Raw genomic sequence first — 23,716 nt, 5'->3', positions numbered from 1 at the left:
GGGCTCCTCAAAGCTGTGTTCGGCGTCGATCGGGACGCACTCCTCCTGCGTCGGCTGCCCGATCTCGCTCCACCTGAACAGGAAAAAAGCGTTCTTCGCCAAGCCACGATGCGCCGCCACCACCCCATTCCGCGTTCTGAACATCTATTTTGACGCTGACGTACTTCGTGTCGGCAGCTACAAGGGTGGTAAAAGGAAAGATCTGGCGAATCCCAGGCTCGACGCTGAAGATGTAACCCTCGTGTGTCCTCTCATCAACGCGAGGACCGTTAAGCGCAAGCCGGCTCATTCCATCCTTGGACCCATAGAACCCCGGAACCTCGTCACCCGTCATAGTGAAGACGCGGAATCGGATGCTATTGAAGCCTCGGATCGTCTTCCCCCTGTTTTCAGCAACCAGATGGACATTTACGATTATCTTTCCGTGTAGCGGACCGAAAAACCTACACTCAATGTCGAGCTGTGTACGCGGGACCATCGAACGCTCACGGTCTTCGCGAGCTGCTACCTCAATCTTTTCTCGCTGTTCCCGATAACGTTCAAGTAGAACAGCGATCACAGCCCCGATCGCCGCAAGCAAGAGAGCGAGAGCTCCCTTGTCGAGTATCAGCTTGTAGATTTCGTATTCCCTTGTCGTAAGGGCTTCCAGCCACTCTCCATACCCCATGGTAAGCTACTCCCCTATGCACGGACGCTTGGGGACGGCGTCACCCGGCTATCTTCTGGCCGTGCGTGGTCCGTCAGACGTGAGGATAACGGTCTCATTGGTTCCGGGCGGCGTGAAGTAGGCGGCAGCTAGAGTAACAGCCGCGGTCACCAAGGTAGTGATGGCCCCGGATACCGTGTCGGGTAGGGCATGGTTTAGCTCTATGCCGTAGACAAGTAGTGTCGAGATCGCCGCGCCGACAGCAGAGCCACCCGTCGCCGCTACTGCCTTGTTGGTGGGTGTCCGCGATGCCACTGGAGAATTGGCGCCTACTTGGGCCGGGAAAGCTCCAGGTTCGGTCGGAATACCTCCCGGCTTTGGTGGGGGCGGGGGCGGCGACTTCGGCGACGACGGTTTGGGCGAGCTAGCCATGGAATTTCCTCTCGTTTGATACCTGCACTCAGTGTCTCGTTTGTTTCCAGATGTCGGGCGCCGGATTTGTTTTGGATGGGGGGCCAATCGCAAAGGAGATGGATTGAACGTCATTTCTGGTGGAGTTTGCGTTCGCGGAGCCTGAGAGGAAGACAATATCGAAGTCTACGCCTCCCTTTGTAGTTTTCGTAACACCGAAGTCCGCACCATACTGGACATTGTCTACCTGCCCCAAAGGGTAGTATGGAGAGTTGACTTCTAGGCCGGAGATAATTCCGGCAAGCCAGTCAGAGAATCCGAACTTCAACTGCGTTGCGGCGTCAACCTGATTGCAAACGTCGGCGTTGGTGGCATAAAGATAGTACCTGAACGGCAAGGTGGTCGTGAGCGTCCCAGTCTCTGCTGCCGAGGCGAAAAAGTTGGGCAAAATACTCGCCGTTGCACCTGAGTAAGCAAACACGAAGGGTCCACCAGCCGCTGCCTTCCCTTTCAAACTGAAGTCTTTTGACAGGTTATAGACAATTTTGAGGGTCAGGGTACCAGCCGCAACCTGCCCTTCGAGCACCTTCACTTTATCCGGATTTCGTTCTTTCATCAGAGCGGTTGCGAAGGCGCACTTTAAAGCGCCCAAAATAAGCGGAACTTGGACAAGACTCTCCGCGCTGGTCGGTGGCTTTGTTGCGCAACCAGCCAAGAGGACTGCAAGTGTCAGGCCGACCAGCCGCCTCATAACGCCCTCCCCAAAACATTCACTCCCCGGCAAAGTCGGGCTCTTGGCGAGCCCGATCTCATCGGCCGCCCACAGGCTGAGGTTTCCGCTTTCGTGCCTGGGCTTTCTTCGTCGTTGCCGTTTTTGTGGACCTCTTCGCGGAAGAAGCCTTGGCCTCTAACGCGGGCGCTGGTGACAGTTGGTTCATTCCAAGCGCGGTTGCGAATTTTTGCGCAATCATCCTGAACCCCGTCGGGTCTGGATGCAGTTCGTTCGCCCAATGGGTGTCGTTGAGCGTCCCTTGCGTCGGCACGACATGGAATTTGTTCGAGGGATCGGCCGCCAATCCATCAAGCATGGCTTTGAACTGGGCCAGGGCGTCATGAACAATCACCTTGCCCGGGCCGGCCGGCCAATTGCAGAAATCCAATGAAGGCTTCAGCCAGGGCCCGTATCCGCACGGCGCTGGCACTCCGTTTGGGGTCGGGAAATCATAGCAATGACCGTAGATCGGCACGCCTGGTGCATGCCGATCGCGCAATGAAAACAGCGCAAGATAACTCGATTTGACGATAGCCATGACGCCGGCGTATCGCTGCGCGTTCAGGCCGCTTGCTGCCCCATCGTTGTAATTCAGGAAAATACAGAAGTTGTTGCCGGCAACGTCGTTGCCGCCCGCAGACGCGATGATGGCGTCCGGCTTTCCGTTCGGCCACTTCGATTTGTCCATCAGCAGTTGCAGGATACGTTCCTGCTTCGGCAAGCTCATCTCATCGGTTGACGCGTCGCCGCGATGCGCCGTCGAATAGATGATGGGTGATGGGCTGCAGATCGCCTGCAACTGAATCTTGATATCTGAAGGGCCGGACAGCGGATTGTTGCCCTCGATGGGGTAGTCCAACCACGAGTCGCCGATCGCAAGAAGGTGTTTCGGCGCTAGATGAAAGTCCGCCTGAAGCGCCGTCGCCGCTTCTTTTGCGGCCCGATATCGCATCGACTGCTTCTGCTGAGCATCGTTCCATGCCGCGAGGTCGCGCTCTATCTGCGCTTGCATCTGAGCGTGAGGGTCCATTTCGACGGCCATCAAATTCTCCCCAATCGTCAATCTGGATCTGCAGACGGAAGCTATCTGCCGCCACAAAGCCAACCCAGGACGGATATCCGTCACCCGTTAGCTAGCGGCGCGCCTTGCTCGTCGAACTTCGGCACCAAATCATCTGTGTCTTCGTCCAAAGTCACGACCTCATCGAGATCGATTTCCGTTGAGTCCTTGGAAACGAAACCGGCAAGCGGTGATGTGGCTGAAATCAAAGTACAGGCGCAGGCGTTATGCAAAGTCGGCTTTCCGTAAATCCGCACCATGGCCTGGCTGGCCTTTTGGCGGATCACCTGACACGAGCCGGCATCCGATCCGAGATTGATCAGTTTCTCGACAAGGTCGCCGATCGTCGCGCTTTTTATCGCGCGGGGCGATAAGGCACTGCCACTTTGCGTCCCGACAGTCCATCCCTCATGAACTTTGATGGCTCCCGCGAGCTTATTGAGCTCAGCACTCGACAGCGTGCCCACGATCTTCGAGGAAGGAACGCCAACAGCGGCCGTAACGGCGGCGATATAGGCTTCGGTATCATTGTTGTCGGCTGGCGGCGCGTAGCGATAGAAGGCGTCGCGAATCGAAAGGTTCTTGTAGGAATTGCTGGTGAATAGAGCCACGATTGCGGCCGAGCCGGTTTCCTCGTCGGGAAAGATTCCAAATTTGCCATCGTCGCCAATAGACCCATGGGCTTCGGAAAACGATCCCCGGGCGATATTGCCGGGGTTGTTGTTGCGCCAGGAGCGACTGCCGTCCTTCTTAGTAAGTTCATTACCGGATCGATCGCGGTAAGTTACCAGTCGCTTTCCGGAGACCCACGCAACTACAAACGCCATGAGATCCTCCTGATAGGCGCATGAGAGCAACGTCACTTAGTCTTTAAATTCCGGGATCCGCTTGTTATGACGCAGACCCTGCGGGGAAAGCTACGCTATCGCAATTTTCCCAGGCCTTTTTGTCTTGCTCGCCATTCGCACGATGGGCCTTTATATATGGTCCATAGTCAGCCCAAGTCTGCCTTAAAGCGTCTCCTCGCATCTCGCCAATAATGTCAAGCGAGAAGAGATTCATCTTTCCGCCTAAACACACGTAGTCATATAGATTCAGGAGCCGGTATACCTGTGTCTGTACTGCAGAATTACCGTCGCCGTCTATGTACTTTGGATCGAATCGTTGTTGGCCCTTCACCCCGTTAAGAGCATCTAGGCGTATCTTTTCCGCAACGATTGCCGATATTTTCGTGTCAAGATCGTTCATAACATCCAATGTCCTATTTCTCTTCGCGTCGGCGTAGAGAACTATTGGAATAGCGAGCGCAGCAATTGCAGTAACAATGGCTGCGCCGGCGCTGCAGAAGCCAAGCGCACGATCAATTTTTTGCACTCATCCGCTCCTATTTGACGATTTTTCTACACTGGCTAGGCCAGGGGAGCATTGACAGCTCCGATCGCCGATTTGAATACTGTGAGAAGGTCTTCGCCTTTGGGTGCTCCGAGCCCGGTGCATGCATTCCAACCGCCGCCAGCGGAGTAGCCTACGCCGTTGTCCTTATTGTCGCCTTTGGTGATCTGGCTGAATGCCTGCGGGGCGCCGTAAAGGTACGGTTGAATGAAGCCAAGCGGGCGACCGCACGCTTCGTTGATCAGGGCGATCAATCCGGCCCATAGTGGCGCGACCGCGCTCGTCCCTCCGATCGTGGCACCGCTCCCCGCGACGACAATTCGATAGCCGCTCCGCGGATCGGCGTCACCCGCGACGTCCGGCACTCCCCTCCCTTTTCCCTGGCGAGGGTTGACCGAGGGCGGGAACTGGACGTTCGCCTGGTATCCCGGGGCGTCGAACCGGTCGCTAATTCCGCCGCCAGTGCCAGACCCGCCGTGGTTCCAAACGGCCTCACCCGTAATTTTCCCCTTGGCGGTATCGATAAAGGTGCCTCCACAACCAACGGCATAGGGCGATGACGCTGGGAAATCGACGTGCCCGTGGCCATCGCCAACGCCATCTGTAGCCAGGTTGTCGCCGGCAGCAGCAAACACGGTTACTCCGCGCGTTGCGGCATCTTTCAATGCAGAGTTCATCGCCGCCAACCCCTGCCCGGTCCATTGCGATTCGGGCGAGCCCCAGCTGATGGAAATAACCGACGGTCTGTTCTGGGCGTCGTTGACGGCACGGGTTATCGCGTCGACGAAGCCCTGGATGGTATTTGGTGCGAAATAAACGGCGATCTTGGCGCCCGGTGCGGCCCCGCCAGCAACTTGAATGTCGAGCGCGACTTCTCCATCCGCGTTTGGATCCGGTCCAGGATTATTGCCTCCCCCCGATACCGAGATAGCAGTCACCGTAGGGACCGGCAGCCGCATAGTCTCGAAGGCGAGCCGATTGTCGCTGTCGCGATAACCTCCGCCAAGTTCAATGAGCGCGATGCATTGTCCGGCGCCAAGCCCTTTGGTTTGGGGAAAGTTGTAAAAACGCCCTACTTCGTTTGGCAGATGACCGGTCACCACGTGAGGATTGGCCCCGCGGGTGAGCTTTTGTTTGGCGATAGGTCGGGTGTCTAGACCAAGGACAGCTTCAATGCTGCCGACAACGTCGGCAGGTGCCGAAAGGCTGCCAGATCGCGCTCTGAATGCGTTCTTGCCATCGTTGTAATAGTGCAGTTTTGTTCTGAAAGCAGCTTCGAGCTTATCAGCTGGGCCGGCAAGCTTTATCAGCCGCCGAGCGGGATCCTGCAGCACTACCGACAAGCCAGCTTCGCTGGCAAATTTGCGAACCTTGTCGAACGCTGCGCTATCCCGCGCCGCGGTGGACTCGGTGGTGGAAGGCGGTACGGCCCCAGGTTTCATCTTCAGTAGCGGGTCGCCACCTTCGTCTTTGACGTACACACTCACTTCGATTTGCTCGCGCGGATTGGTGGCGTGCACGGAGGCTATTGGTGCCGATCCGACAGGTGGCTCTCGGTTGCTGCCAGGAATTTCAACATATTGGGCCGGCATCTCGATGTTCCTCCCTGGTTTTGCTTGGCTCAGACCACATGTTTCAAGCGGGTCGCTTGTTCTATTTTCAGCGAGCAACCTCAGCCAAGTGCCTATTGACCTTGACGAATGGGAGTTGGATGCCCCGCCGAACCAACAGCGAACGATCTAATCCGAGTATTTTGCGGACACTGGCTAATGCCGCTTCATTCACTTCGATATATGCCACGATGTACCACTCGCCGTTTTCTTCCCTGGCCATGCCTAGCGGCTTGGCGTGCCACTTCAGCGCGCCGTGGTGGGGCATAAAGTAAGTCTCCTGGACGCCGCCGACAGCGCTCAGGCCTTCGTCGAGGGCGTATTCCATGACCGCGCAGCAGAGCTGCGTCAGCGTGCCCCTCAGCCCGGTCGAACGCTTTTCGGGTACGACGAAGGTGCGGGTCCATTCGGCCCAGTCAGGACGCCTTGGAACGCCCGATTTCTCGCACATGTGAGGAAAGACCTCTGAGACCATGTGCGGCTCGCTCGTTGGGATCAATCGGGCCGAGGTCACGACGCGACCCTCTTCCATGCCGAGTAGGTAGGTCGCCGCGTCAGTATCGAACTGGTCTAGTTCGCGACCGTCTGGGCTCGGAGGGCGCCAACGTTTTTGATGGACGAAGAAGTCGTGCCGGCGGCGCAGAAACTCGTCGAATTCGTTTTCGTAGAGATGCCTGTTCTGCGCATTGACGACATGAGCCGTAATCATCGCGCGATCCCCCGATCGTTCTTGGGGGGATAGTTGCAGCCGTTCTAATTTGCGTCACCTGTCCGATCGGACAGTTGACTGGCTCAAGGATGAATCAGGCGCCGGCGCACCGCCTCGACGACGGCCTGCGTGGTAGTGGCGACGCCGAAGGCCTCGCGGGCCCTTGTGGCGTGCCATTTGACGGTGCGCTCCGTTAGGCCGAGGATCTGCGAAGTTTCGGACGAAGTCTTGCCGGCCGCCGCCCACAGCAGCACTTCCTTTTCCCGGTCAGTCAGCGGCCCCTCGCCGTCTCCGGCGTCATTGGAAAAGGACTGGATCGTCATGCCGGCGTAGACCGCCATGGTTACAAGCTGCACCTGCTGGCGCGCAGACAGATTGCAGGTCTTTTGCGAGGAGGCAAATGACAGCACCGATTGCCAGTGGTGGACACTCAGCATCGGCACGGCGAAGCCGCTCCAGATGCCGAACTCCGTCGCTTCGCCGGCGACGCGCCGCGAAGCTTCCGTCCCAGACCATCTGGCGGGTACATCGGACCAAAGGAACGGCTTCAACGTCTTGGCCGAATAGATGCAGACGCCGTCCACGGCGGCATGCTCGGCTTCCACATAGCGCTCGAACCAGCCTTCCGGCCAGCCGTTCAATTCTACCATCGGCGCGAGTTTCTGCCCGCCCAGGGGCACGCCACTCAATATAAGATGCTCGAATCCAAGCTTTGTTACTGTCCCGAGCAGATCGCACAAAAGCGGCCCTGTAGCCGTGTGCTTCCGGCACCGCTCGACAAAGTCGAATACATCAGAATCGATCATGCCAGAGCCCCGTCTCCCGCACGAACAATCTATAGCTTATTTTAGAAGACTCGCATACGCAAAAGCCCGTGATATCAGGTCGTCCAGGGCAAGCCTCGGCAGCCTATCAATGCTTGCCTGATGCGATAGCTGGCGCTGCTGATCTAGAGGGGTCCGCGATGACGCGAGGGAAACGCTTGGCTGGCGCCAACGAGAAACGACAAGGGTCGTCTCGACCTAAAGTGGAGAAAACCGGCACGAGGCCAGTGCCTGCGTCGGCTGAAGCAAATAGTCCGTCAAAATCGTCGGATGTCAAAGTCGCGGCCAGCCAGAAACGTAGTATGATCGAGAATCCGTGGATCGCTCTCCTCCTGCTGCCGATCTTCACCACGCTGTTCGGTGTCCCGGCAGCCCTGTATCTCGATAACTGGCGCGCTTCGCGCGAACAGAAGGACCGTGTCGTCGGTTTTCTGCAGATCGCTGGTCAGGAATGCGAAGCGATCAACAAAACGCTGGCCGGGGTGCAGATCGACCAGCAGCCCGTTTTCGTCCCCTCCCTCGGGATTGCCCTCTTGAACATCCAGCAGGATGCAGAGAGCCTCAAAGTCATTCCGGCGGATGATTTTCGCGATCTCGTTCGGCAACTGGTCGGCATCCAATCAACGTTGAGCGATTATGGTCGCCTAGCAAACGACTATAGGCTCCTGGCAATACAGACCCCGCGCGGCCTTCCGCCTCTCATCCTCCCGATGCCCGATGGCCCGCCGAAACCGGAAACACCGCAGGAAGCCGCTGCGCGATATGCCAAAGCGATGCAAGACTTGGAGACAATGCGGCAGACACATCTGGCGCATATGCGCCAGACCTTGCAGTCCTACAAGGACGCGGTGAAAAGCTTCTGTGTGGTCGGCGCACGCATCCACGACCAACTTGCAGGCGGGACCCCTTAGGGCTCGCCCCAATCAAATCGAGGCCCCTCGTTAGACGACGTAGGTCGCGAATTCGACAATGCCCTTTATGCGACTTTCGAGGCACAAATGCAGAACACGTTCCGTCCCGACAAAGGGAGGCGCTGATCCGGGTTGGAGCATCGCCAATCCTGTGTACACACGCCTTAATAATTGGGCTGTTCAAGCGCTCCGCATCAAAGCTTCTTCAGCGCAACAGGCTCCTGAGTTCGGCGCGGAGCAGCTTGAGTTCTCGCGCGTAGCTCGCAATCATCGCCGGCATGAACGTGCTGCGCTTGACACGCGAAAAATCGAAACGGAATCCCGACTCTTCGCCGAGCATCGCCATAAACGTCAGTTGCGATCGACCGTTGCCCTCGCGGAACGGGTGGATCGCGTTGAGCTCACCCAAGAACTGGGCGGCCTCTGAGATGAACTGTTCGGAATCGATCGCACTGATCGCCGCCGGAAGCGTGGCGAAAAGCTTTGTCATTTCGCTGTCGATATACTCGGGATAGCAGAATGGATTGCCGCCTTTTGCTGTGCGCACGGTGCGGTACTTGCCTGCCCAACTATACACGTCCTGAAACAGGTGGTGGTGCGTGCGCCGGTAGTGAGCAGCATCGAACTTACCTCTCGGCAGCGGTTCGCGAGCACGCAGCGCGGTCATCTCAAGCTCGAACGCTTCGAGTAGCGAAGCATCCCGCAGACCGAGCTTGTTCTTGAGTGTGGCGGTGCCCTTGTAAGAATAAGGGTCGTCGAAAGCGTCGTAGCCGACAGCCATCACCCACGCGACTTGGCGCTCAGGTAGGCGCGTATGACCTCGGAGCGTTGATCGTCAGGTGAAAGATTGCGCTTTTTCATGTCGGCGAGACGCTTTCGGCTGACCGCGTCAAGGCTAATCCCCTCGACGGCCGTTATAGCGGCGAAGGTACGATGTCCAAGAACGTGGCCCGACTCGCTCGGCTTGAGGCTCTTGCTTGTCTTTTTCATCGGTCCTCTTAGTCGCAGTGAGCCGGATTAGCGGTCGAGCAGCTTTCGCGCCTGAGAAATGCGATCCCTCAACCCGGCCTGAAACCCAGGATCTCGCCTACGGGTCTCGATATGCGTCGTGATTGCGGCCCGAATGATGTCAGACACCGGCAAATTCTCGACGGTTGCGACCATTTCAAGAGCCTGAGCCTGCTCTTCGGACAGGCGAACAGTCATCGCTTTTGCTTGTTTCATGATGCCTGTTTTGCACCAATCTTACCCTCTTGTCAACTGTCATGGTGTCATGGTATCACGGTATCAATCAACGGAGGTATCAATGAACGACGATCATAGGCCGAAGGCTTTCGAGATCAAGATCGACCGCACCACGTACAAGGTCCAGGAGTCGACCCTCACCGGTGCGCAGCTGAGGAAATTGCCCGAACCTGATATCGGGCCAGACCGCGACTTGTTTGAAGTCATCCCTGGAGGCTCCGATCAGAAAATCGATGACGCCACCAAGGTCGAGATACGCAATGGCCTGCGCTTCTTCACCGCGCCGGCCCAGATCAACCCGGGCCGCGATTGAGGAGAAGGGAATATGTTGCCGCCGATCGATAAAGAGTATTTGCAGGCGCGGGCGCCTGGACATTCTGTCTCGCTCGATGGCGGCATGATCGCGATCGTCATTCCGGCTTTCCAATTGCCGAATGGCTTCACGGCAACGGCCGCTGATCTCCTACTTCGGCTCGCCCCTGGCTACCCAGATGTTCACCCAGACATGTGGTGGTTCGCGCCTGCCGTCATACGGACAGATGGTCAGGCGATCGTCGCTACAAATTCACAGGAAGACTATCTTGGGCGCAGGTGGCAGCGGTGGTCCCGTCACCTTAACCCGGGCCAGTGGCGGTCGGGCATCGATTCGCTGGAAAGCTACTTGGCGCTCGTTCGCATGGAGCTTGAAGCAGCCGGAAGGGCGCGCGCCGCATGACAATCACGCTCGTCCTTCCTGGTCCGCTTGCTGACGAAATCATCGCCGTCACGCGCAATCCGCTTGAATGCGCAGGTGTTCTGCTCGCTCGGCGCGTCGATATCGGCTCGGACGTGCGTCTGCTGGCAAGGACCATGCATTGGGTGCCGCAAACCGCGTATAACGAGCAGAGCCCGCATCACATGTTGATCCGTTCGGAAGGCTATGTCGGCGCCCTCGGGGCGGCGGAAGCCGACGGCTCTGTTCCAATCTGGTTTCACACCCATCCAGGCGAAATCGGTGTGCCGCTGCCAAGCGAGCACGATCGGCAGGTCGACCACGACATTCGTGATCTCTTCCAGCTGCGCAGCGGCTCCGGTCTGTATGCTACGCTCATCGCGTCGCCCCGCGGCGAAAGCGTCGTCTTTAGCGGCGAACTGACGCCGGAGGGCGGCAGCGCATTGGCGATCGATCGGGTTTGGATCGTGAGCGACCGCTGGCGGCTAATCCAAAACTTCGGCCACAACCTGTCGGCCCCCGATGCAATCTTCGACCGCAATGTGCGCGCTTTCGGGCCAGACATTCAAAGCGTGCTCGGCAACCTGCGTGTGGCGATCGTCGGCGCCGGCGGCACCGGATCCGCCATCGCGGAACAGTTGGTACGGCTGGGCGTGCGCGATCTTCTTTTGCTGGACAACGATGTGCTGTCGTCCAGCAATGTGACGCGCGTTTACGGCTCGACGCCGTCCGACGTCGGACGTTCGAAGATCGAGGTGCTGCGTGCGCACCTGATGCGTATCGCACCGGACCTCAATTGTTCAACCGTTCCGGGAATGGTGACCGTCAAATCAGTCGCCAAGACGCTGCGAGGGGCAGACCTCGTTTTTGGGTGTACAGACGACAACGCCGGACGGCTGGTGCTGTCGCGTCTGGCGACCTATCTTTTGACGCCCGTCATTGACGTCGGGGTTCTCCTAAGCAGTGACAGCGGCGGGACGTTGACAGGCATTGACGGCCGCATCACGACGCTGACACCGGGAGCCGGCTGTCTCGTATGCCGCAATCGGGTCGACATGGCCCGCGCAGCAGCAGAGATGCAGACGCCAGAAGAACGCCAGCGTTTGGCGGACGAAGGGTATGCGCCAGCCTTGGGCCAAGTCGAGCCGGCGGTGGTGGCTTTCACCACGGCCGTCGCGGCAGCCGCGGTCAACGAGTTGTTAGACCGCTTGATTGGTTACGGCCCGCCCGATCGTCCGACAGAAACCCTCCTAAGGTTGCACGAGCGCGAGATTTCCACCAATCGCGCTTTCCCTCGGGGCGGGCATTACTGCGACTCCGTGCAGGGTAAGTGGGGCACGGGCGACGAGGAGCCATTCCTCGGCCAGCTATGGGGCCGAGAATGAAGATTTCCTGGTGGCAATGGATTCCGTTTTGGCGTTGGCGTGTCGTCGGTCAGACATTCTCTGCGGACGAGGTGCCTGATCGTCTTCCGCGGAATGCGGTCGCGCTCGTCGGCGATTCAGCCCGCACCAAATGGATCGTATTCGATTGCCCTTGCAGGACCGGCCATCGCATTATGCTCAATGCCGACCCGGCGCGCCGGCCGCACTGGGAGGTAAACCAGATCACGCGCCTGACGATCTCTCCAAGCGTGGACTTTCGCGGCAATCAGCGGAGGTGCCACTACTTTATCCGCGGTGGTCGCGTAGAATGGGCAGAGGATAGTGACCGATGAGTGAAAGCAACCAAAAGGAAGAGGAAGTGCAGCCGGCCATGATCCCGCCGCGTGCTATCGAGAAGACGCCAATGTTCACGGCGATGAACGCGGCGCGCTATCAGCGCCAGACGCTCATCAGGGAGATCGAAAGCACTCAGCCCAAGCTTCTCTGCTACATTGCAGGCAACAAGGCGCTTGTGGACCGCATCGACACCTTGGGATTTGTCGACATGCTCCACAATGTCACGCCAGGCGAGCCGATAGACCTTATGCTGCACACGCCGGGCGGTGATGTTGACGCCGCCGAAAAGCTGATCGGGCTGGTTCGCAGTGCTGCAGGTGCGGAAGGTCAGCTCAGGGTCATCGTTCCTGACTACGCCAAGAGCGCTGGCACGCTGATGGCGCTGGGAGCGAATACTATCGTGATGAGTGAATCGTCGGAGCTTGGCCCGATCGATCCGCAAGTTTCGTCGAAGGATGGCAATGGATCGGACGTCGTCTATTCGGTCCTGACCTACCTGAATGCATACGAATTTGCTGGAAAGTCGTTGCGCGAAGCTCCAGACGACCTTGCCGCCAGGATCACGTTCGAAAAATTCGATCCGACAATCGTCCGGAAATTCCAATCCGTAAGGGACCGAGCCAAGTCGCTGGCCGAGAAACTGCTCAGGCGCCAGGGTAAGAATTTTTCGAAGATCACCAGTGAATTGATGGACATCAACAAATACCCTTCGCACGGCCAGATGGTCGGATGGGAGACGGCTAAGGAAATGGATCTTACGGTCGAGTACATGTCCTCAAACGACCCGGTGTGGCGTAGGTATTGGGCCCTCTACTGTCACCTGAGATTGGCCATTGAACCCGAACAGCGTATATTCGAATCGAACTATGTCTCTTTGATCGTGTGATGGCCGTAGAGTTCGTCCTGTTTGTCAGTCATAGCGAATCGAGCACGTGATTTACCGACGGGGCGTTCAGCGCCAACATTGAACGACCGCGAGTGGTCATCGCCTGTTGCCATGAGATGTATGCGGAATTGCGATGTGAACGACCTCCTTTGATTTGCCTTTTTTTCAATCGTAGCCCGCATTTGAGATGCTGTCTGCCAAAATGAAGCGTCACACCGTCATAGTCCAGGGCACCCTCGCCTTTGGCATGCAGCGCGCCGCCGCCGCGCGTGAGGGGGACCACGGTCGGGATGTCTCGACGCTTCCCCTGCTCGGTGCCCGCCTTGTGGGCGGCTTCGCCCGGCCCGCAGACTACGCCACCCTCGTCCCAATCGTTGCTCGAGCGCTCAGCGAGCTTGCCTTCGAAGAATTGGAACCGGTCAAGACGCGCCCTGGCATGGCGCGGGCCGTGCTCGCGAGTCTGGCGCGGATATGGGCAGCGGACATTCAGTTCGACGATCTGCGTTATGCGAGCGCCCGTCTGAGCGATCTGGGGCGCATCGAGGCCTACCTACACAGGCATCTGCCAATTGGTGCGCTTCTACCCCGGGACCTTTGCGACCGAGCTATCGCGGGCGTGGCACATGCCCGTGCCACGGTTGGCAATCTGTATTTCCATAGGCTGATTTCGATCGACCCGGTGTGGCGGCCGCTGATCAAGGCCCTAGCGGCAGTTGTCGAAATCACCTGGGACGCGCCCGGCACACGCGACCGGAGTTGGTTTCCCGGCACGATTGTGCCCACGACCAGCCCGCCCTCCCAAGATCTGATCTGCGACGTATGTGCAGATCCTCGCGCAGAGGTCGTCGAAGCGCTTCGCTGGGCTCGCGAGCTGTTGAGCGACGGCACAACACAGGCCTCCGACATTGCGATCACGAGTGCCGACCTCGGTGCCTGGGATGACCACATGCTGGTGCTCGCCGCGGACGCTGAGCTCCCCATTCATTTCGCGAGCGGCGTTTCCGCCCTGAGCACTCGCGCTGGCCAGAGCTGCGCGGCGTTGGCAGACGTGATGATCAATGGCCTGTCGCAGGATCGCGTCCGCCGCCTATCGCTGCTCTCTCCCTATCTGTCGGAGGCCCTTCCGGCTGACTGGATGAAAGGCATCCCGACCGAGGCGGGTCTATTTAAACCGGATCATTGGGCCAGCAGCTTCGAACCGCTTTCGCGTTCCGATGGTTCCTCCATCGCAGCGACCCTCATGCCAGTGCTGCGTGACCTCGATGTCGGACCTCAGGCGGCGGTCAGACTCGGAGAGACCCTGCTGCGGGGCAAGAGCCTCGGCCTTTGGCAAGAAGCGCTTCGCCTGGGACCGGCTGCGGCCATAGAGATGACCCTTACGTCATTGCGCATCGCCGATGAAAGCGATCCTGCCAACAATGTCGTCTGGGCACGAGCGGCTGACCTCGTTGGTGTGCCGCGCAAGCACATGCGCCTGATTGGGCTTTCGAGCAGAAGCTGGCCGCGCTCCGATGGTGTGGACCCGCTGCTGCCCGATCATGTCCTAAGCGAGCGTGACTTGGCGGACCTGCCCCGGCTGGAACGCGATCGGCTGGCCTTCGAGGTCCTCGTCAGTCACCCAGACTCGAGCGTTGCGCTGTCCCGCAGCAGGCGCTCAGCCGACGGTGCATTCCTTGCTAGGAGCGCGTTGCTGCAACGAAAAGTCACGGAGCGGTCGCTTTCGCGGACCAGAACGCCGGAACACGCATTCAGCGAGGGGGATCGTCTGCTCGCTCGTATTGATGATGCGCTCTCCTTGCCGCGTATCCAGAGCGTCATGTCCTGTTGGACGGATTGGACGCGCAGGTTGGATCCCACGCCACATGATGGCGGATATCGGAAAGACCACCCAGCCGTTGCCCGCGCGCTGAACACGCCGCAATCGGCGACTTCCCTGCGGCGCATGCTGCGCGATCCGCTGGGCTTTGTCTGGCTACGGGCATTGGGAATGACCGCTCCCGAACTTGCCGTTGAACCGTTGCAGTTCGATCCCATCACGTTCGGCGAACTCGTGCATGAGTTGCTTCGGCTAGCAATCGAGCGCATCGAACCCATCCCCAGCCTTGTCGGGGCAACGCCAGAAGAAATCGATAATGCCCTTGGCGCGGCGGCACGCGACATCGCCGAGCGTTGGCCGCTGACCCAAGCGGTGCCCCCGAGATTGTTGTGGCTCGATACCATCGACGAGGCACGACGGCGCGCCCGCCGCGGCCTGACAATCGACGAACGCTTCGGCCCGGGGACCCGCAGCTTCAGCGAGATCCCCTTCGGCAATCCGAAATCACCGGCAGAGCGTTCCGATCCCTGGGACGAGCGCCAGGAAGTCGTGATCGGTCAGTCCGGGCTTCGCTTGAAGGGCCGTATCGACCGCGTTGATGTGAAGCCCGACCGCCGCAGCGTACGCATTTCGGACTACAAGACCGGCACGACGCCGCGCAATTTGCGTGACGTGATTCTGGGCGGCGGCGCCGAAGTTCAGCGCGCGCTCTACGCCATCGCGATCAAGCAGCTCATCCCCCAAGCGAGCGCCGTCATCGCTCGGCTCATATACCTCGACACGATGGGGCCTGCTGCAAACCTTGACGGCGACGTCCTCGAGCGGGCGGAGGACACGCTGCTGCGCTTCATCGACATTGCAGTCGAAGGGCTCAGAAGCGGCGTCGCCTATCCGGGGCCAGATGCGTTTGCAGGCTACAACGACCTCAGGATCGCACTGCCGGCAGCGCTCGACCGCTATCGAGGGCGGAAGGAGGAAGGCTTCAACGCCGCTCAGCAAAGGCTAGTGCCACTTTGGGATGAGCCATGATGATGCTGAGCGATGCCTTCGAACGCAATCGCGTTCTCACCGAACTCGACAAGACGTTGCTGGTCGAAGCGGCAGCGGGTACAGGCAAGACATCGCTGATTGCCGGTCGTGTCGTCATGCTGATGCTGAACGGTGTATCACCTCGCGGCATCGCCGCGATTACGTTCACCGAATTGGCCGCCAGCGAGTTGTCGCTGCGCATTCGCGAATATGCAACGCAACTGCTGGCGGGCCACATTCCGAAGGTTCTGCGCGGCGCTGTCAACCTTGAGCTTCTCACTGACAAAAGGGCTGTCCTCAGCTCGGCGATCGATGCCTTCGACGAAATGACCTCATGCACGATTCACGCGTTCTGCCAGCAGATCATCATGGCCTACGCCGTCGAAACGGGGCTCGACCCCGGATCACAGATGATGGATGCGCCCACCGCTGATGCCATGTTCGAGAGCGTCATCTCGGGCTGGCTGTTCGACCGCCTCTCTCACGGAACCCAGAAAGGTGAGGATCCAGTCGCTGTCCTGTCCAAGTTTGAACCGCTAAAGGTCGTCAAGGACAGCTTTGATCTTGCCAAGCTCAAGCTGGCGCACCCCGGCGCGGGTACCTTCCCTGTCGACCTCTCGCTGCGCAAAGACATCGACTTTGTCGAAAGCGTCCGCGCCTTTCGGCGTTGGCAAGCGAACTATCCCAAGGAGCGCAGCACCGGATCATTGATCCAGGAGTTCGAGACGCTCGCCGAATTCTACGAGAACTGTTTCGAGACAGAGCCGAGCTTCTCCCGGCTATGGGAGCTCGCGAACCCGCCGCACACGGCCTCGATGAAATGGAACGAGTTTACCTTCACTGAGCCGCGCAATCTTAGTCGCTGGAAATCGGCGTATGGAAAAGGCGACGGGACGGCACTCTGCCAGCAGGCCGACGAGCACTTCCACACCTGTGTGACTCGGTTTTTTGATCTACTCGGTCAGATCGGCGATGCCATGGTCGAATCGATGTCGCGTGCCCTCGATCCGGTCACGGACCTCTATAGGCAACGCAAGGAAAACGCCGCCGTCCTCGATTTCGACGATCTGCTGCAGCGCGCCCATGCCCTCGTCACCACCAATGATGTCGTCCGCGCCGCGATAGGTGAGCGCTTTGCGCATATCCTCGTTGACGAATTCCAGGACACCGATCCGATCCAGGCCAGTATCCTGTTTTCGATCTCGGCCTGCAGCATGCCCGATCGATGGCAAGACGCCAACCTTCGCGATGGGGCGCTGTTTGTCGTCGGGGATCCCAAGCAATCCATCTACGCGTTCCGGGGCGCCGACATCGATAGCTACAAACAGGCGAAGCAGGCCATTGCCCGTCTCGGCGATGAACGCATCATCCATATCGGTGCCAATTTCCGCTGCCAGCCCGGTATCATCGACTACGTGAACAGCGTGTTCCAGCCGGTCCTCGATGCAGACGGACAGCCGAGCTATGGCGCACTCACTGCCACGCGAGAGGGGGCATTGCACGGATTCGCCTGTGCCTCGCATGTGGCCATAGGCGATGGTCAGAAGGCGAAGATGGCGCAGCAGCGCGACGACGAGGCGGCCGTCATTGCACAGATTTGCTCAAAGCTCATAGCAGCCATCGAAATCGAGGACGAACACACCGGAGACCGACGCCTCCTCGAAGCGGGCGACATCGCACTCCTGGCTCCAACCGGCACCGAACTCTGGCGCTACGAACGCGCACTGGAAGCGCTCGGGCTCGCCGTTGCGTCGCAGGCCGGCAAGACGCTCTGCCTGCAGCAGGAGACGCAGGATGTCCTGGCGCTCTTGCGCGCGCTGGCGGACTCGCGCGACCGGCTTGCGTTCGGTGCCTTCATGCGCGGACCCATGGTCGGCCTCACAGACGAAGAGTTGCTCGACATTGCCGAAGAGGTCCATCAGGCCGGACCAGAGGCCTCCCCCACTGGCCTGTTCGACATCACAACACCGCCCGCCCTAATATCCCATTGCGTAGCCCGCTCTGTCCTTGAGACCCTGCAAAAACTTCGTGCGCGCGTGAACGTCACAACGCCACGCGTACTCTTGGCCGAGACAATCGAGCAGCTCCAGTTGCGCGTCGCGCTGTCTGCCCGCAGCGGCAACAATCGCGCCGCGCGCTCGCTTGCAAATCTTGATCGGATTGTCGAGCTCGCGCGGCCTTTTGATGTTCGGGGGTTCAGGGCATTCGTTCGCCATCTCCAGTTTGACTGGGATAGCCGCGCCTCGCGCCAGGAAGGACGGATCGACGCGTCGCGGCACGCGGTCGAGATCGTGACCATTCACAGTGCGAAGGGTCTCGAATGGCCGGTGGTGATTCCGATCAACATGGGTACACAAGCAAGGCCCTCAGAGCGATTTGTGCATCGGCGTTCCGACAACACGCTGCACTGGGTCATAGGGGGCGTTTCGTCCTCTGCGCTTACGCTTGCACGCGAGGAGCAGGCGCGGCGCCAGGCGCTGGAAAATCAGCGCATGTGGTATGTCGCGTGCACACGTGCCCGCGATCTCTTGATCGTGCCCTATCTTTCCTCGGCGGGGCAGGCTGCCTGGTCGAAGTTAGTCAATCTCAGATTCGACCTGCTCGATGAACTGAAATTCAATGCGCTCGAGCCACGACCGGCCACCGGATCGGAGGCCGTGGCTGTCCCCCAGGACGCAGACACATTCGCCCGGCAGGCCGCGATCGTGCAGGCCGCGACGCCGGCGTTGCGCTGGGTGAACCCCAGTGTTCATGACCCAGATCGAGCGGAGATCCTCACCCCCGCCATGGCTATCGAGCCGGGCAGCACATTCGAATATGTCGAGCCGATCGGCGCCGGCAGAATTCGGGGACTGATCCTGCACAAGCTCATGGAAGAGCTTTTGACCGGAGAGCTCTCGCCGCAGGATGATGTTAGCGCCCGGGCGGAACGCCTTCGCGACGAGCTTCTCGCCCTCAAGCCCACGGACGAGTTCCTGGTCCCGCGCGAACTCGCGGCGACGGCGCTGCAGACGTTTCAGCTCCCTTATGTGCAGCGTCTCCTGCCGATCCTTGTACCGGAGCTCTCCGTCTGGAGTGAGTTGGCCCCCAGCAATCTTCTCGCTGGCCGTGTCGATGCGATCGCTATCGAGGACGGTAAGGTCCTGGAGGTTCTGGACTGGAAAAGTGATCGCGACACCGACCTGCACCGGGCCGCGTATGTTCAGCAGTTGCAGCGATACCTGCGGGCAACCTCGGCGCCGCGCGGTACGATCGTATACATGACCACGGGAGAAATCGTGCCGATCCTGCCAGATTGACTCGCACCGCTCCAAACCGGGGCCGAGCGCTCCGTTGCGGTCAAAGCCAAACCGATTCGTTGCATTATTCCCCGGCACATCTCAGGATTCTGAGCTGATGAATTGAGCCCACGGCGCAAAAGACCCAGACAGTCTAGGGGTAGACGGCGCAGCTAATAGAGGCGTGCCGGAACAGCGTGACCGACGGTGGGTCATTGATGAGGGATCCATCTGCTGCTCGATGACATCACCCCGAGAACGGCTGACTGAAAACCGCGCCCGCCCGACAGGGGGCACGATGAGCCTACCCTTGGTCACCAATCGGCCCATACGCCGTCTCAATGACACCTCTAAGGGTCGACGACATGTCGTCGTCGTCGAAATTCGTGGTCAATTTGAGGGCGGTGACGATCTCGTCGGCGCCGATGTCATGCTGCCCAATGACAGCAACTGCATTCCGGGCAAATGAGAACAACGCTCCGGCGCGGACGTGGATTTCGGCCGAATCCGCAAGGTAGCGATTGAGATTTAGGTCAAGAATCATTGTCGGGCCGCGCCCAGCCCGTGCTGATGTTACGCCTAGCAGGCGAGCCCGCTGAACCTGCACCTTGGCTACCAGGGTTGCGAGCACTTGGCGCTCCGAGGGGAGTGCGTACTCGGTCATCTCCTTGATGGCATCTAGGGCGTCCAGGGGCAACGCCGGCAAATCAGGGGGCCGTGCTGCAGTAGGGAGTGCACCGCCAACACATTTGTCGATTAAGTCCGTTAGGAGGTGGGCGCATTCCTCCGCATATTCGCTGACTGCGCTTAACGCTAAAGGGAGGACAGAGCGCGCCGCCGCCCGCTTGCTCTCGCGGCTTTCGTGTTCGAACTCCCAGTCTTGGCGGATCTGGCGATTGATCGCCGCCACGCTCCAGCCGGCGCCTGCCAGCGCGAGCATTGCAGCGATGAATGTCTGGTAGGTATCGAACCACCCGAACTCAAACTGATCCTTGTAGGCGCACAAGAAGATCGGCAAAACTATTTCGCAGTCCTGGGTCGCGTGGTGCGCAAGAAAGCTGAACCCGAAAAAGCACGCCGTCAGGACAACCGGCATCGCCGCGATCAGGTCATACACCGGCCTATGGCCTCGTTTCATGCTCACCCCGCATCCAGGTCCGAATTCGATCTTGATGACCGGGTTTGCGACGCTTCGCAGGAGAGCGAAACCCGGTATAAGAAATTTCTTGTTCTAGCGAGCTACGGCAGCCCACGGAAACGCGTCAATGCTGTGACTCCACCTTGCCCTGTGAGGTCACCATGACCGCATAAGGCTGCCATCAACCCGTCAGCCCTGTTCGTTCTCTGGCCGATCCGATCGCACTACGTCCCGACCATCGACTTTTGTTCAAGCATCCAGGCAATGCGGTCATTCGCGACGTTCATGGCTGCGTTCGGGTGCCGACTTCAGAATCGGTTCACCAAACGCAATGCATCAGCCCGCAACAGCTCGACCATGACTTCGTGAGAACGGCATAAAAAGTCATGCCGGAGGACGAATGGAGATTTCACGGATGCCATCTTAAAAGGATTTATCTGATGTAACTGTATTAGTATGAACGAGCGTCTGTCAAGATGATTACGTATCGCCATGTATAAGTAACATCTCATACTTGAGACCGGCGGCTAGAAGCTCATGATCAACTTATGGCAAGGCTGGAGCAAGGAGTAATGTGTCGTCGGACGGGTGAAAGTCAGCATTTTTGTGCTTGCCGCGCGGTTTTGCGACGCCTGCGGACCTCGCCGGGATAGCTCTGCCGACCCCAAACTGCCCAAATGCGAACTAGATCACCTGACTGGCAAAGCTGAGAGTTTGTTCGTCTTGCGTCGCCGTCGGGGGCACCTGCGCAGCCTGCTTGAAGGCGTCCAGGATGCTCACGATTGAGAAGCTCTCGAGCGGCCGCCAGGGCGTACGGACCTGCAATAGCAGACGGAACAGCTGGATCTTGAAGATCAGCGTGCGCACGGCACGCGGCGATGGCCGCCTCCCGATCGATCGGAAGTAGCTGGGCACCAGCCGCTCCAGCTCATCAACTTCTTCGGGCGTAAACCGGATGTCGGCATCGGTAAACGGGGCAACACGTTGCCGAGTGGGCTGTTGGCCCGTTTCGGCTGTGGCCACTACGCCGCCCTTCAGTCTCTCCAGGCGCTCCTCCATCTGCTTCCTGATTGCGACGGTCTGGTCGTGCCGCTTAACGACGTCTGGATTCTGGGCGAGCCGCGTCTCTGGTTTGACTGCGGCCTGCGTTCTATTGAACTCCTCTGCCGCTGCGTTCTGACGCATTCTCTCAGATTTCTCTTCCGCCGTTGGGGGCAAGACCGCATCCGCCATTCCCAGCTTCCGCAGGTGCTGCGGCACTGGCCTATCCGACGGAGCGTCGACATCTACCATCGTTCGCCTTTCCCCCGCACTGACAGCATCTACACTCGCCTTCGCGCTGCTCTCAGCCGCTTTCGCTTTTTCAACGTCCTGCTCCGCTTCGCGCAGAGCCCGTTCAAGCCGGGCTCGAGCCGCCCGCTTTTCACGCTCTCTAATTTCGTTGAGCTCGCGCGAAGAAAGACTCACGACCAAGTCGGCAACGTCGCGGTCGCTCAGGGCGGGAAAACGCAAGTGGCAAGCGAAGAGCTTCTCGTTCTGCTCGGTGATGATTTCCTGCCGGGCAAGTAGCTTGGCGTTCTCTTTGGTAACACCGACAATGCCACCTGCTCGCTCGAGAATCATGTCCTGGTAGCGCTTTCCAATCGCATGGGCCAAGACACGCTCGTCGACTAACATCAGCACCTGCAACCTGTTTCCGATAACCGGGTCGTCCACTAGCAGCTTCATATTCTCGATGACGGTGAGCATATCATCGGGAGTGCAGCGATCCAGGTCGTCGACGACCAGCAGCACCCGGTCAGGACCTCTCCCTGCGAGAAGCCATGGCCCTATGACGATGGCAAGTGCAAGCCCCACCCATGACGACCAGAGTATCCAGTTCCCGCACTGATCACCACACCAGTCGTTTGCGTTTGTTTTCAATGCGCGCGGCTCGACATCCTTGTCCACTTTTGCGCCAACCTCGGCCGGCAGCATGCGGGCGATAGCCTCTACGCCCCGCACGAGAAAGCTGCCCTTCTGCTCCTGGAGCTGGGCAGTCAATCCGTAAGCCCAGCCAGCAGCCACCGCCGCCAAGACGAGAACTGGCAGGCAGAGCCGACCAGCTGGGGTAGACTGTCTCGCCGGAGTCTTCAGCGGAAATTCGCCCTGCGCGTCAGCCCGTGGAGGAATGGCTGGTGGCTCCTTCGTCCATGCCGACAGAAGGGCTTTCACGTCCTCTCCGACAAGTGCCAGCATGCCCAGGCGCTCCGGTCCAGCACTTAGCTTCGCGTTCTTCTCGAAGATCGCCCTGACCTTCGATTGGACCCGCGGCGTAATCGCTGCCAGGTGCACGAGCGCGCTCGTCCCCACCAACGAACCCAGAATGGCGGCTAGTTGGAACGTTTGACCAAGGGGAATTGCTACCAGTGCCAGCGCCAGCAGCGCCCCAACCAGCGGCCAAGGTCCGTGGCGAAAATGTGATGCCCTCGCCGCCAGAGCCAGTCGACCAATGGCGTCCAGATTGGCCCCAGCGCACACGACCAGGGTTTTGTAGAGATACACCCAGGCTTCCGGCGGCTGCCTGTACTTCCAAGCATTGTGGCAGGCCACCTCATATCGCAGTTTCGCGAAAGACTGACCTGCCGCCCCTGTCGCCCGGCCAAAGTCGCCCGGGAACTCGAGCAGAGGCGCAAGCAATTTGGTGAGTGTGGTTTTTCCGCTACCCCAAGGCCCGAATAGTGCGAAGGTAAATTCGTCCTCGGCGCTGCGCAGGATCGTCGCAAGCACCTTTGCATAGTCCTTGACGAAGAGAGACAACTCGTCTGCAGTGGCCTCCCTGACCATCTTCGGTGCGCGGCCGGCCCTGGTTTTCACGATGTGCTTCATCGCTTCGATCAGGTCCAGCATGCGCCACGCAGCGATTCTGCTGGACAGGCCCGATTGCGGATCGTCGAGGCTGCGCAGAACGAGGTCGGTCACCGCAATTTCTTGAAGGCCGGCGACCGCCTCGATAGCTCGCAATAGCCCAGGACCAAACCGCACACCCTTGGCAGCGGTTGTCTCCGCAATTTCTCCAAACTCCGCAACCCCAGGTTCGGGGATCGCCACAAAGAAATCCGCTGCGGCGATATCCAACTGACTGGAAAAATTGTTGAGCGCCAGTGCGCCCCAACGGCGGAGAGCGTCCATCTCATCTCGCTGCGGGTCGTTCCCATCAGCCGGACCCGAGGTGGCCAGGCGCCGGGCCATCAGTAAGGTGATGAGAAAGACGGTCGACGTCGATAGCGTGTCGCGGTCGGCCTCTTTCTGCGGCAGGTATTTGAGACACTCGAGCAGAACGTGAGCGCAAAGCGGGCTCAGATTTAGTTCGCCTAGTCCCGTCGCATGAGCAAAGAGGGAACCCAACACCGGCTCGACAAGGGCCCTGGTCGCCGCATCAGCTTGGTTTACCGCCACCGATGGCATCGCGTCCCCCCCCCCCGCTGCGGTCATCCCCGTAGCGTTAATTTAGCAATGATCGAATAGTCTTGACAGTACCCGTGCAATTGCACCGCGACGAGTACTTCAACGAAGT

General features: G+C 59.2%; 21 protein-coding genes. 8 read left to right on the top strand and 13 right to left on the bottom strand.

Annotated features, from left to right (window positions below; translation table 11 throughout):
* Positions 1-7: 7 nt before the first annotated feature.
* The 8 genes from ACVMIM_RS13125 to ACVMIM_RS13090 form a co-directional block, all read right to left on the bottom strand.
* Positions 8-667: a hypothetical protein gene (locus ACVMIM_RS13125; RefSeq protein ID WP_040980063.1), complete on the bottom strand. Its 660-nt coding sequence runs from the start codon at positions 665-667 to the stop codon at positions 8-10.
* Between the two features lie 439 nt (positions 668-1,106).
* Positions 1,107-1,808, bottom strand: coding sequence for a hypothetical protein (locus ACVMIM_RS13120; RefSeq protein ID WP_040980061.1), 702 nt, complete (start codon positions 1,806-1,808; stop codon positions 1,107-1,109).
* A gap of 58 nt (positions 1,809-1,866) precedes the next feature.
* Complete coding sequence (locus ACVMIM_RS13115; RefSeq protein ID WP_476112365.1) at positions 1,867-2,871, bottom strand: SGNH/GDSL hydrolase family protein; 1,005 nt, start codon at positions 2,869-2,871, stop codon at positions 1,867-1,869.
* An 80-nt stretch (positions 2,872-2,951) separates the two neighbouring features.
* Positions 2,952-3,716, bottom strand: coding sequence for a hypothetical protein (locus tag ACVMIM_RS13110; protein ID WP_476112363.1), 765 nt, complete (start codon positions 3,714-3,716; stop codon positions 2,952-2,954).
* Positions 3,717-3,780: 64 nt separating this feature from the next.
* Positions 3,781-4,263 carry a DUF4760 domain-containing protein gene (locus ACVMIM_RS13105; protein WP_040980059.1) on the bottom strand — a complete coding sequence of 161 codons (483 nt, stop codon included), beginning with the start codon at positions 4,261-4,263 and terminating at the stop codon, positions 3,781-3,783.
* Between the two features lie 35 nt (positions 4,264-4,298).
* Positions 4,299-5,873, bottom strand: a complete 1,575-nt coding sequence (locus tag ACVMIM_RS13100; protein ID WP_082045209.1) for a S53 family peptidase — start codon at positions 5,871-5,873, stop codon at positions 4,299-4,301.
* Between the two features lie 67 nt (positions 5,874-5,940).
* Positions 5,941-6,600, bottom strand: coding sequence for an acyl-homoserine-lactone synthase (locus tag ACVMIM_RS13095; protein ID WP_040980057.1), 660 nt, complete (start codon positions 6,598-6,600; stop codon positions 5,941-5,943).
* A gap of 83 nt (positions 6,601-6,683) precedes the next feature.
* Positions 6,684-7,406, bottom strand: coding sequence for a helix-turn-helix transcriptional regulator (locus ACVMIM_RS13090; RefSeq protein WP_040980055.1), 723 nt, complete (start codon positions 7,404-7,406; stop codon positions 6,684-6,686).
* A 320-nt stretch (positions 7,407-7,726) separates the two neighbouring features.
* On the opposite strand from ACVMIM_RS13090, the gene ACVMIM_RS13085 reads away from it, so the two are divergent.
* Entirely contained in the window at positions 7,727-8,335 is a 609-nt protein-coding gene (locus tag ACVMIM_RS13085; RefSeq protein ID WP_040980054.1) for a hypothetical protein, read from the top strand.
* A gap of 205 nt (positions 8,336-8,540) precedes the next feature.
* On the opposite strand, the gene ACVMIM_RS13080 is transcribed toward ACVMIM_RS13085, so the two are convergent.
* From ACVMIM_RS13080 to ACVMIM_RS13070, 3 genes are read right to left on the bottom strand one after another with little or no spacing between them, the layout of a single operon-like run.
* Positions 8,541-9,116: a Fic/DOC family protein gene (locus ACVMIM_RS13080; RefSeq protein WP_040980052.1), complete on the bottom strand. Its 576-nt coding sequence runs from the start codon at positions 9,114-9,116 to the stop codon at positions 8,541-8,543.
* On the bottom strand, positions 9,116-9,325 hold the full coding sequence (locus ACVMIM_RS13075) for a hypothetical protein (RefSeq protein ID WP_040980050.1): 210 nt from the start codon (positions 9,323-9,325) through the stop codon (positions 9,116-9,118). The genes ACVMIM_RS13080 and ACVMIM_RS13075 overlap by 1 nt, the downstream gene beginning before the upstream one ends.
* A gap of 27 nt (positions 9,326-9,352) precedes the next feature.
* Complete coding sequence (locus ACVMIM_RS13070; protein WP_082037026.1) at positions 9,353-9,559, bottom strand: DUF6290 family protein; 207 nt, start codon at positions 9,557-9,559, stop codon at positions 9,353-9,355.
* Between the two features lie 82 nt (positions 9,560-9,641).
* On the opposite strand from ACVMIM_RS13070, the gene ACVMIM_RS13065 reads away from it, so the two are divergent.
* From ACVMIM_RS13065 to ACVMIM_RS13035, 7 genes are all read left to right on the top strand, one after another.
* Entirely contained in the window at positions 9,642-9,893 is a 252-nt protein-coding gene (locus ACVMIM_RS13065; RefSeq protein ID WP_476112359.1) for a multiubiquitin domain-containing protein, read from the top strand.
* Positions 9,894-9,905: 12 nt separating this feature from the next.
* On the top strand, positions 9,906-10,295 hold the full coding sequence (locus ACVMIM_RS13060) for an E2/UBC family protein (protein WP_052457616.1): 390 nt from the start codon (positions 9,906-9,908) through the stop codon (positions 10,293-10,295).
* Complete coding sequence (locus tag ACVMIM_RS13055) at positions 10,292-11,677, top strand: ThiF family adenylyltransferase (RefSeq protein ID WP_052457615.1); 1,386 nt, start codon at positions 10,292-10,294, stop codon at positions 11,675-11,677. The genes ACVMIM_RS13060 and ACVMIM_RS13055 overlap by 4 nt, the downstream gene beginning before the upstream one ends.
* Positions 11,662-12,009: a ubiquitination-like system serine protease family protein gene (locus ACVMIM_RS13050; protein WP_476112357.1), complete on the top strand. Its 348-nt coding sequence runs from the start codon at positions 11,662-11,664 to the stop codon at positions 12,007-12,009. The genes ACVMIM_RS13055 and ACVMIM_RS13050 overlap by 16 nt, the downstream gene beginning before the upstream one ends.
* Entirely contained in the window at positions 12,006-12,899 is an 894-nt protein-coding gene (locus tag ACVMIM_RS13045; protein ID WP_052457614.1) for an SDH family Clp fold serine proteinase, read from the top strand. The genes ACVMIM_RS13050 and ACVMIM_RS13045 overlap by 4 nt, the downstream gene beginning before the upstream one ends.
* A 202-nt stretch (positions 12,900-13,101) precedes the next feature.
* The gene (locus tag ACVMIM_RS13040) at positions 13,102-15,744 is read left to right on the top strand and encodes a PD-(D/E)XK nuclease family protein (RefSeq protein ID WP_476112355.1); all 2,643 of its coding nucleotides are present in this window, start codon (positions 13,102-13,104) and stop codon (positions 15,742-15,744) included.
* Positions 15,741-19,043, top strand: coding sequence for a UvrD-helicase domain-containing protein (locus tag ACVMIM_RS13035; protein ID WP_040980044.1), 3,303 nt, complete (start codon positions 15,741-15,743; stop codon positions 19,041-19,043). The genes ACVMIM_RS13040 and ACVMIM_RS13035 overlap by 4 nt, the downstream gene beginning before the upstream one ends.
* 283 nt (positions 19,044-19,326) lie before the next feature.
* On the opposite strand, the gene ACVMIM_RS13030 is transcribed toward ACVMIM_RS13035, so the two are convergent.
* Together ACVMIM_RS13030 and ACVMIM_RS13025 are read right to left on the bottom strand one after the other, a co-directional pair.
* On the bottom strand, positions 19,327-20,139 hold the full coding sequence (locus ACVMIM_RS13030) for a hypothetical protein (protein ID WP_476112353.1): 813 nt from the start codon (positions 20,137-20,139) through the stop codon (positions 19,327-19,329).
* Between the two features lie 705 nt (positions 20,140-20,844).
* Positions 20,845-23,607 carry a P-loop NTPase fold protein gene (locus ACVMIM_RS13025; RefSeq protein WP_476112351.1) on the bottom strand — a complete coding sequence of 921 codons (2,763 nt, stop codon included), beginning with the start codon at positions 23,605-23,607 and terminating at the stop codon, positions 20,845-20,847.
* Positions 23,608-23,716 lie beyond the last annotated feature (109 nt).

Source organism: Mesorhizobium sp. USDA 4413 (genome assembly GCF_056280365.1).
The sequence above is the reverse complement of the archived record's forward strand: the minus strand, read 5'-3'. Positions and strand labels throughout refer to the sequence as shown.

Coding starts and splice junctions, on each gene's coding strand:
- ACVMIM_RS13125 (WP_040980063.1), bottom strand. CDS start 667: ATGGGGTATGGAGAGTGGCTGGAAGCCCTTACGACAAGGGAATACGAA.
- ACVMIM_RS13120 (WP_040980061.1), bottom strand. CDS start 1,808: ATGAGGCGGCTGGTCGGCCTGACACTTGCAGTCCTCTTGGCTGGTTGC.
- ACVMIM_RS13115 (WP_476112365.1), bottom strand. CDS start 2,871: ATGGCCGTCGAAATGGACCCTCACGCTCAGATGCAAGCGCAGATAGAG.
- ACVMIM_RS13110 (WP_476112363.1), bottom strand. CDS start 3,716: ATGGCGTTTGTAGTTGCGTGGGTCTCCGGAAAGCGACTGGTAACTTAC.
- ACVMIM_RS13100 (WP_082045209.1), bottom strand. CDS start 5,873: ATGCCGGCCCAATATGTTGAAATTCCTGGCAGCAACCGAGAGCCACCT.
- ACVMIM_RS13095 (WP_040980057.1), bottom strand. CDS start 6,600: ATGATTACGGCTCATGTCGTCAATGCGCAGAACAGGCATCTCTACGAA.
- ACVMIM_RS13090 (WP_040980055.1), bottom strand. CDS start 7,406: ATGATCGATTCTGATGTATTCGACTTTGTCGAGCGGTGCCGGAAGCAC.
- ACVMIM_RS13085 (WP_040980054.1), top strand. CDS start 7,727: ATGATCGAGAATCCGTGGATCGCTCTCCTCCTGCTGCCGATCTTCACC.
- ACVMIM_RS13080 (WP_040980052.1), bottom strand. CDS start 9,116: ATGGCTGTCGGCTACGACGCTTTCGACGACCCTTATTCTTACAAGGGC.
- ACVMIM_RS13075 (WP_040980050.1), bottom strand. CDS start 9,325: ATGAAAAAGACAAGCAAGAGCCTCAAGCCGAGCGAGTCGGGCCACGTT.
- ACVMIM_RS13070 (WP_082037026.1), bottom strand. CDS start 9,559: ATGAAACAAGCAAAAGCGATGACTGTTCGCCTGTCCGAAGAGCAGGCT.
- ACVMIM_RS13065 (WP_476112359.1), top strand. CDS start 9,642: ATGAACGACGATCATAGGCCGAAGGCTTTCGAGATCAAGATCGACCGC.
- ACVMIM_RS13060 (WP_052457616.1), top strand. CDS start 9,906: ATGTTGCCGCCGATCGATAAAGAGTATTTGCAGGCGCGGGCGCCTGGA.
- ACVMIM_RS13055 (WP_052457615.1), top strand. CDS start 10,292: ATGACAATCACGCTCGTCCTTCCTGGTCCGCTTGCTGACGAAATCATC.
- ACVMIM_RS13050 (WP_476112357.1), top strand. CDS start 11,662: ATGGGGCCGAGAATGAAGATTTCCTGGTGGCAATGGATTCCGTTTTGG.
- ACVMIM_RS13045 (WP_052457614.1), top strand. CDS start 12,006: ATGAGTGAAAGCAACCAAAAGGAAGAGGAAGTGCAGCCGGCCATGATC.
- ACVMIM_RS13040 (WP_476112355.1), top strand. CDS start 13,102: ATGAAGCGTCACACCGTCATAGTCCAGGGCACCCTCGCCTTTGGCATG.
- ACVMIM_RS13035 (WP_040980044.1), top strand. CDS start 15,741: ATGATGATGCTGAGCGATGCCTTCGAACGCAATCGCGTTCTCACCGAA.
- ACVMIM_RS13025 (WP_476112351.1), bottom strand. CDS start 23,607: ATGCCATCGGTGGCGGTAAACCAAGCTGATGCGGCGACCAGGGCCCTT.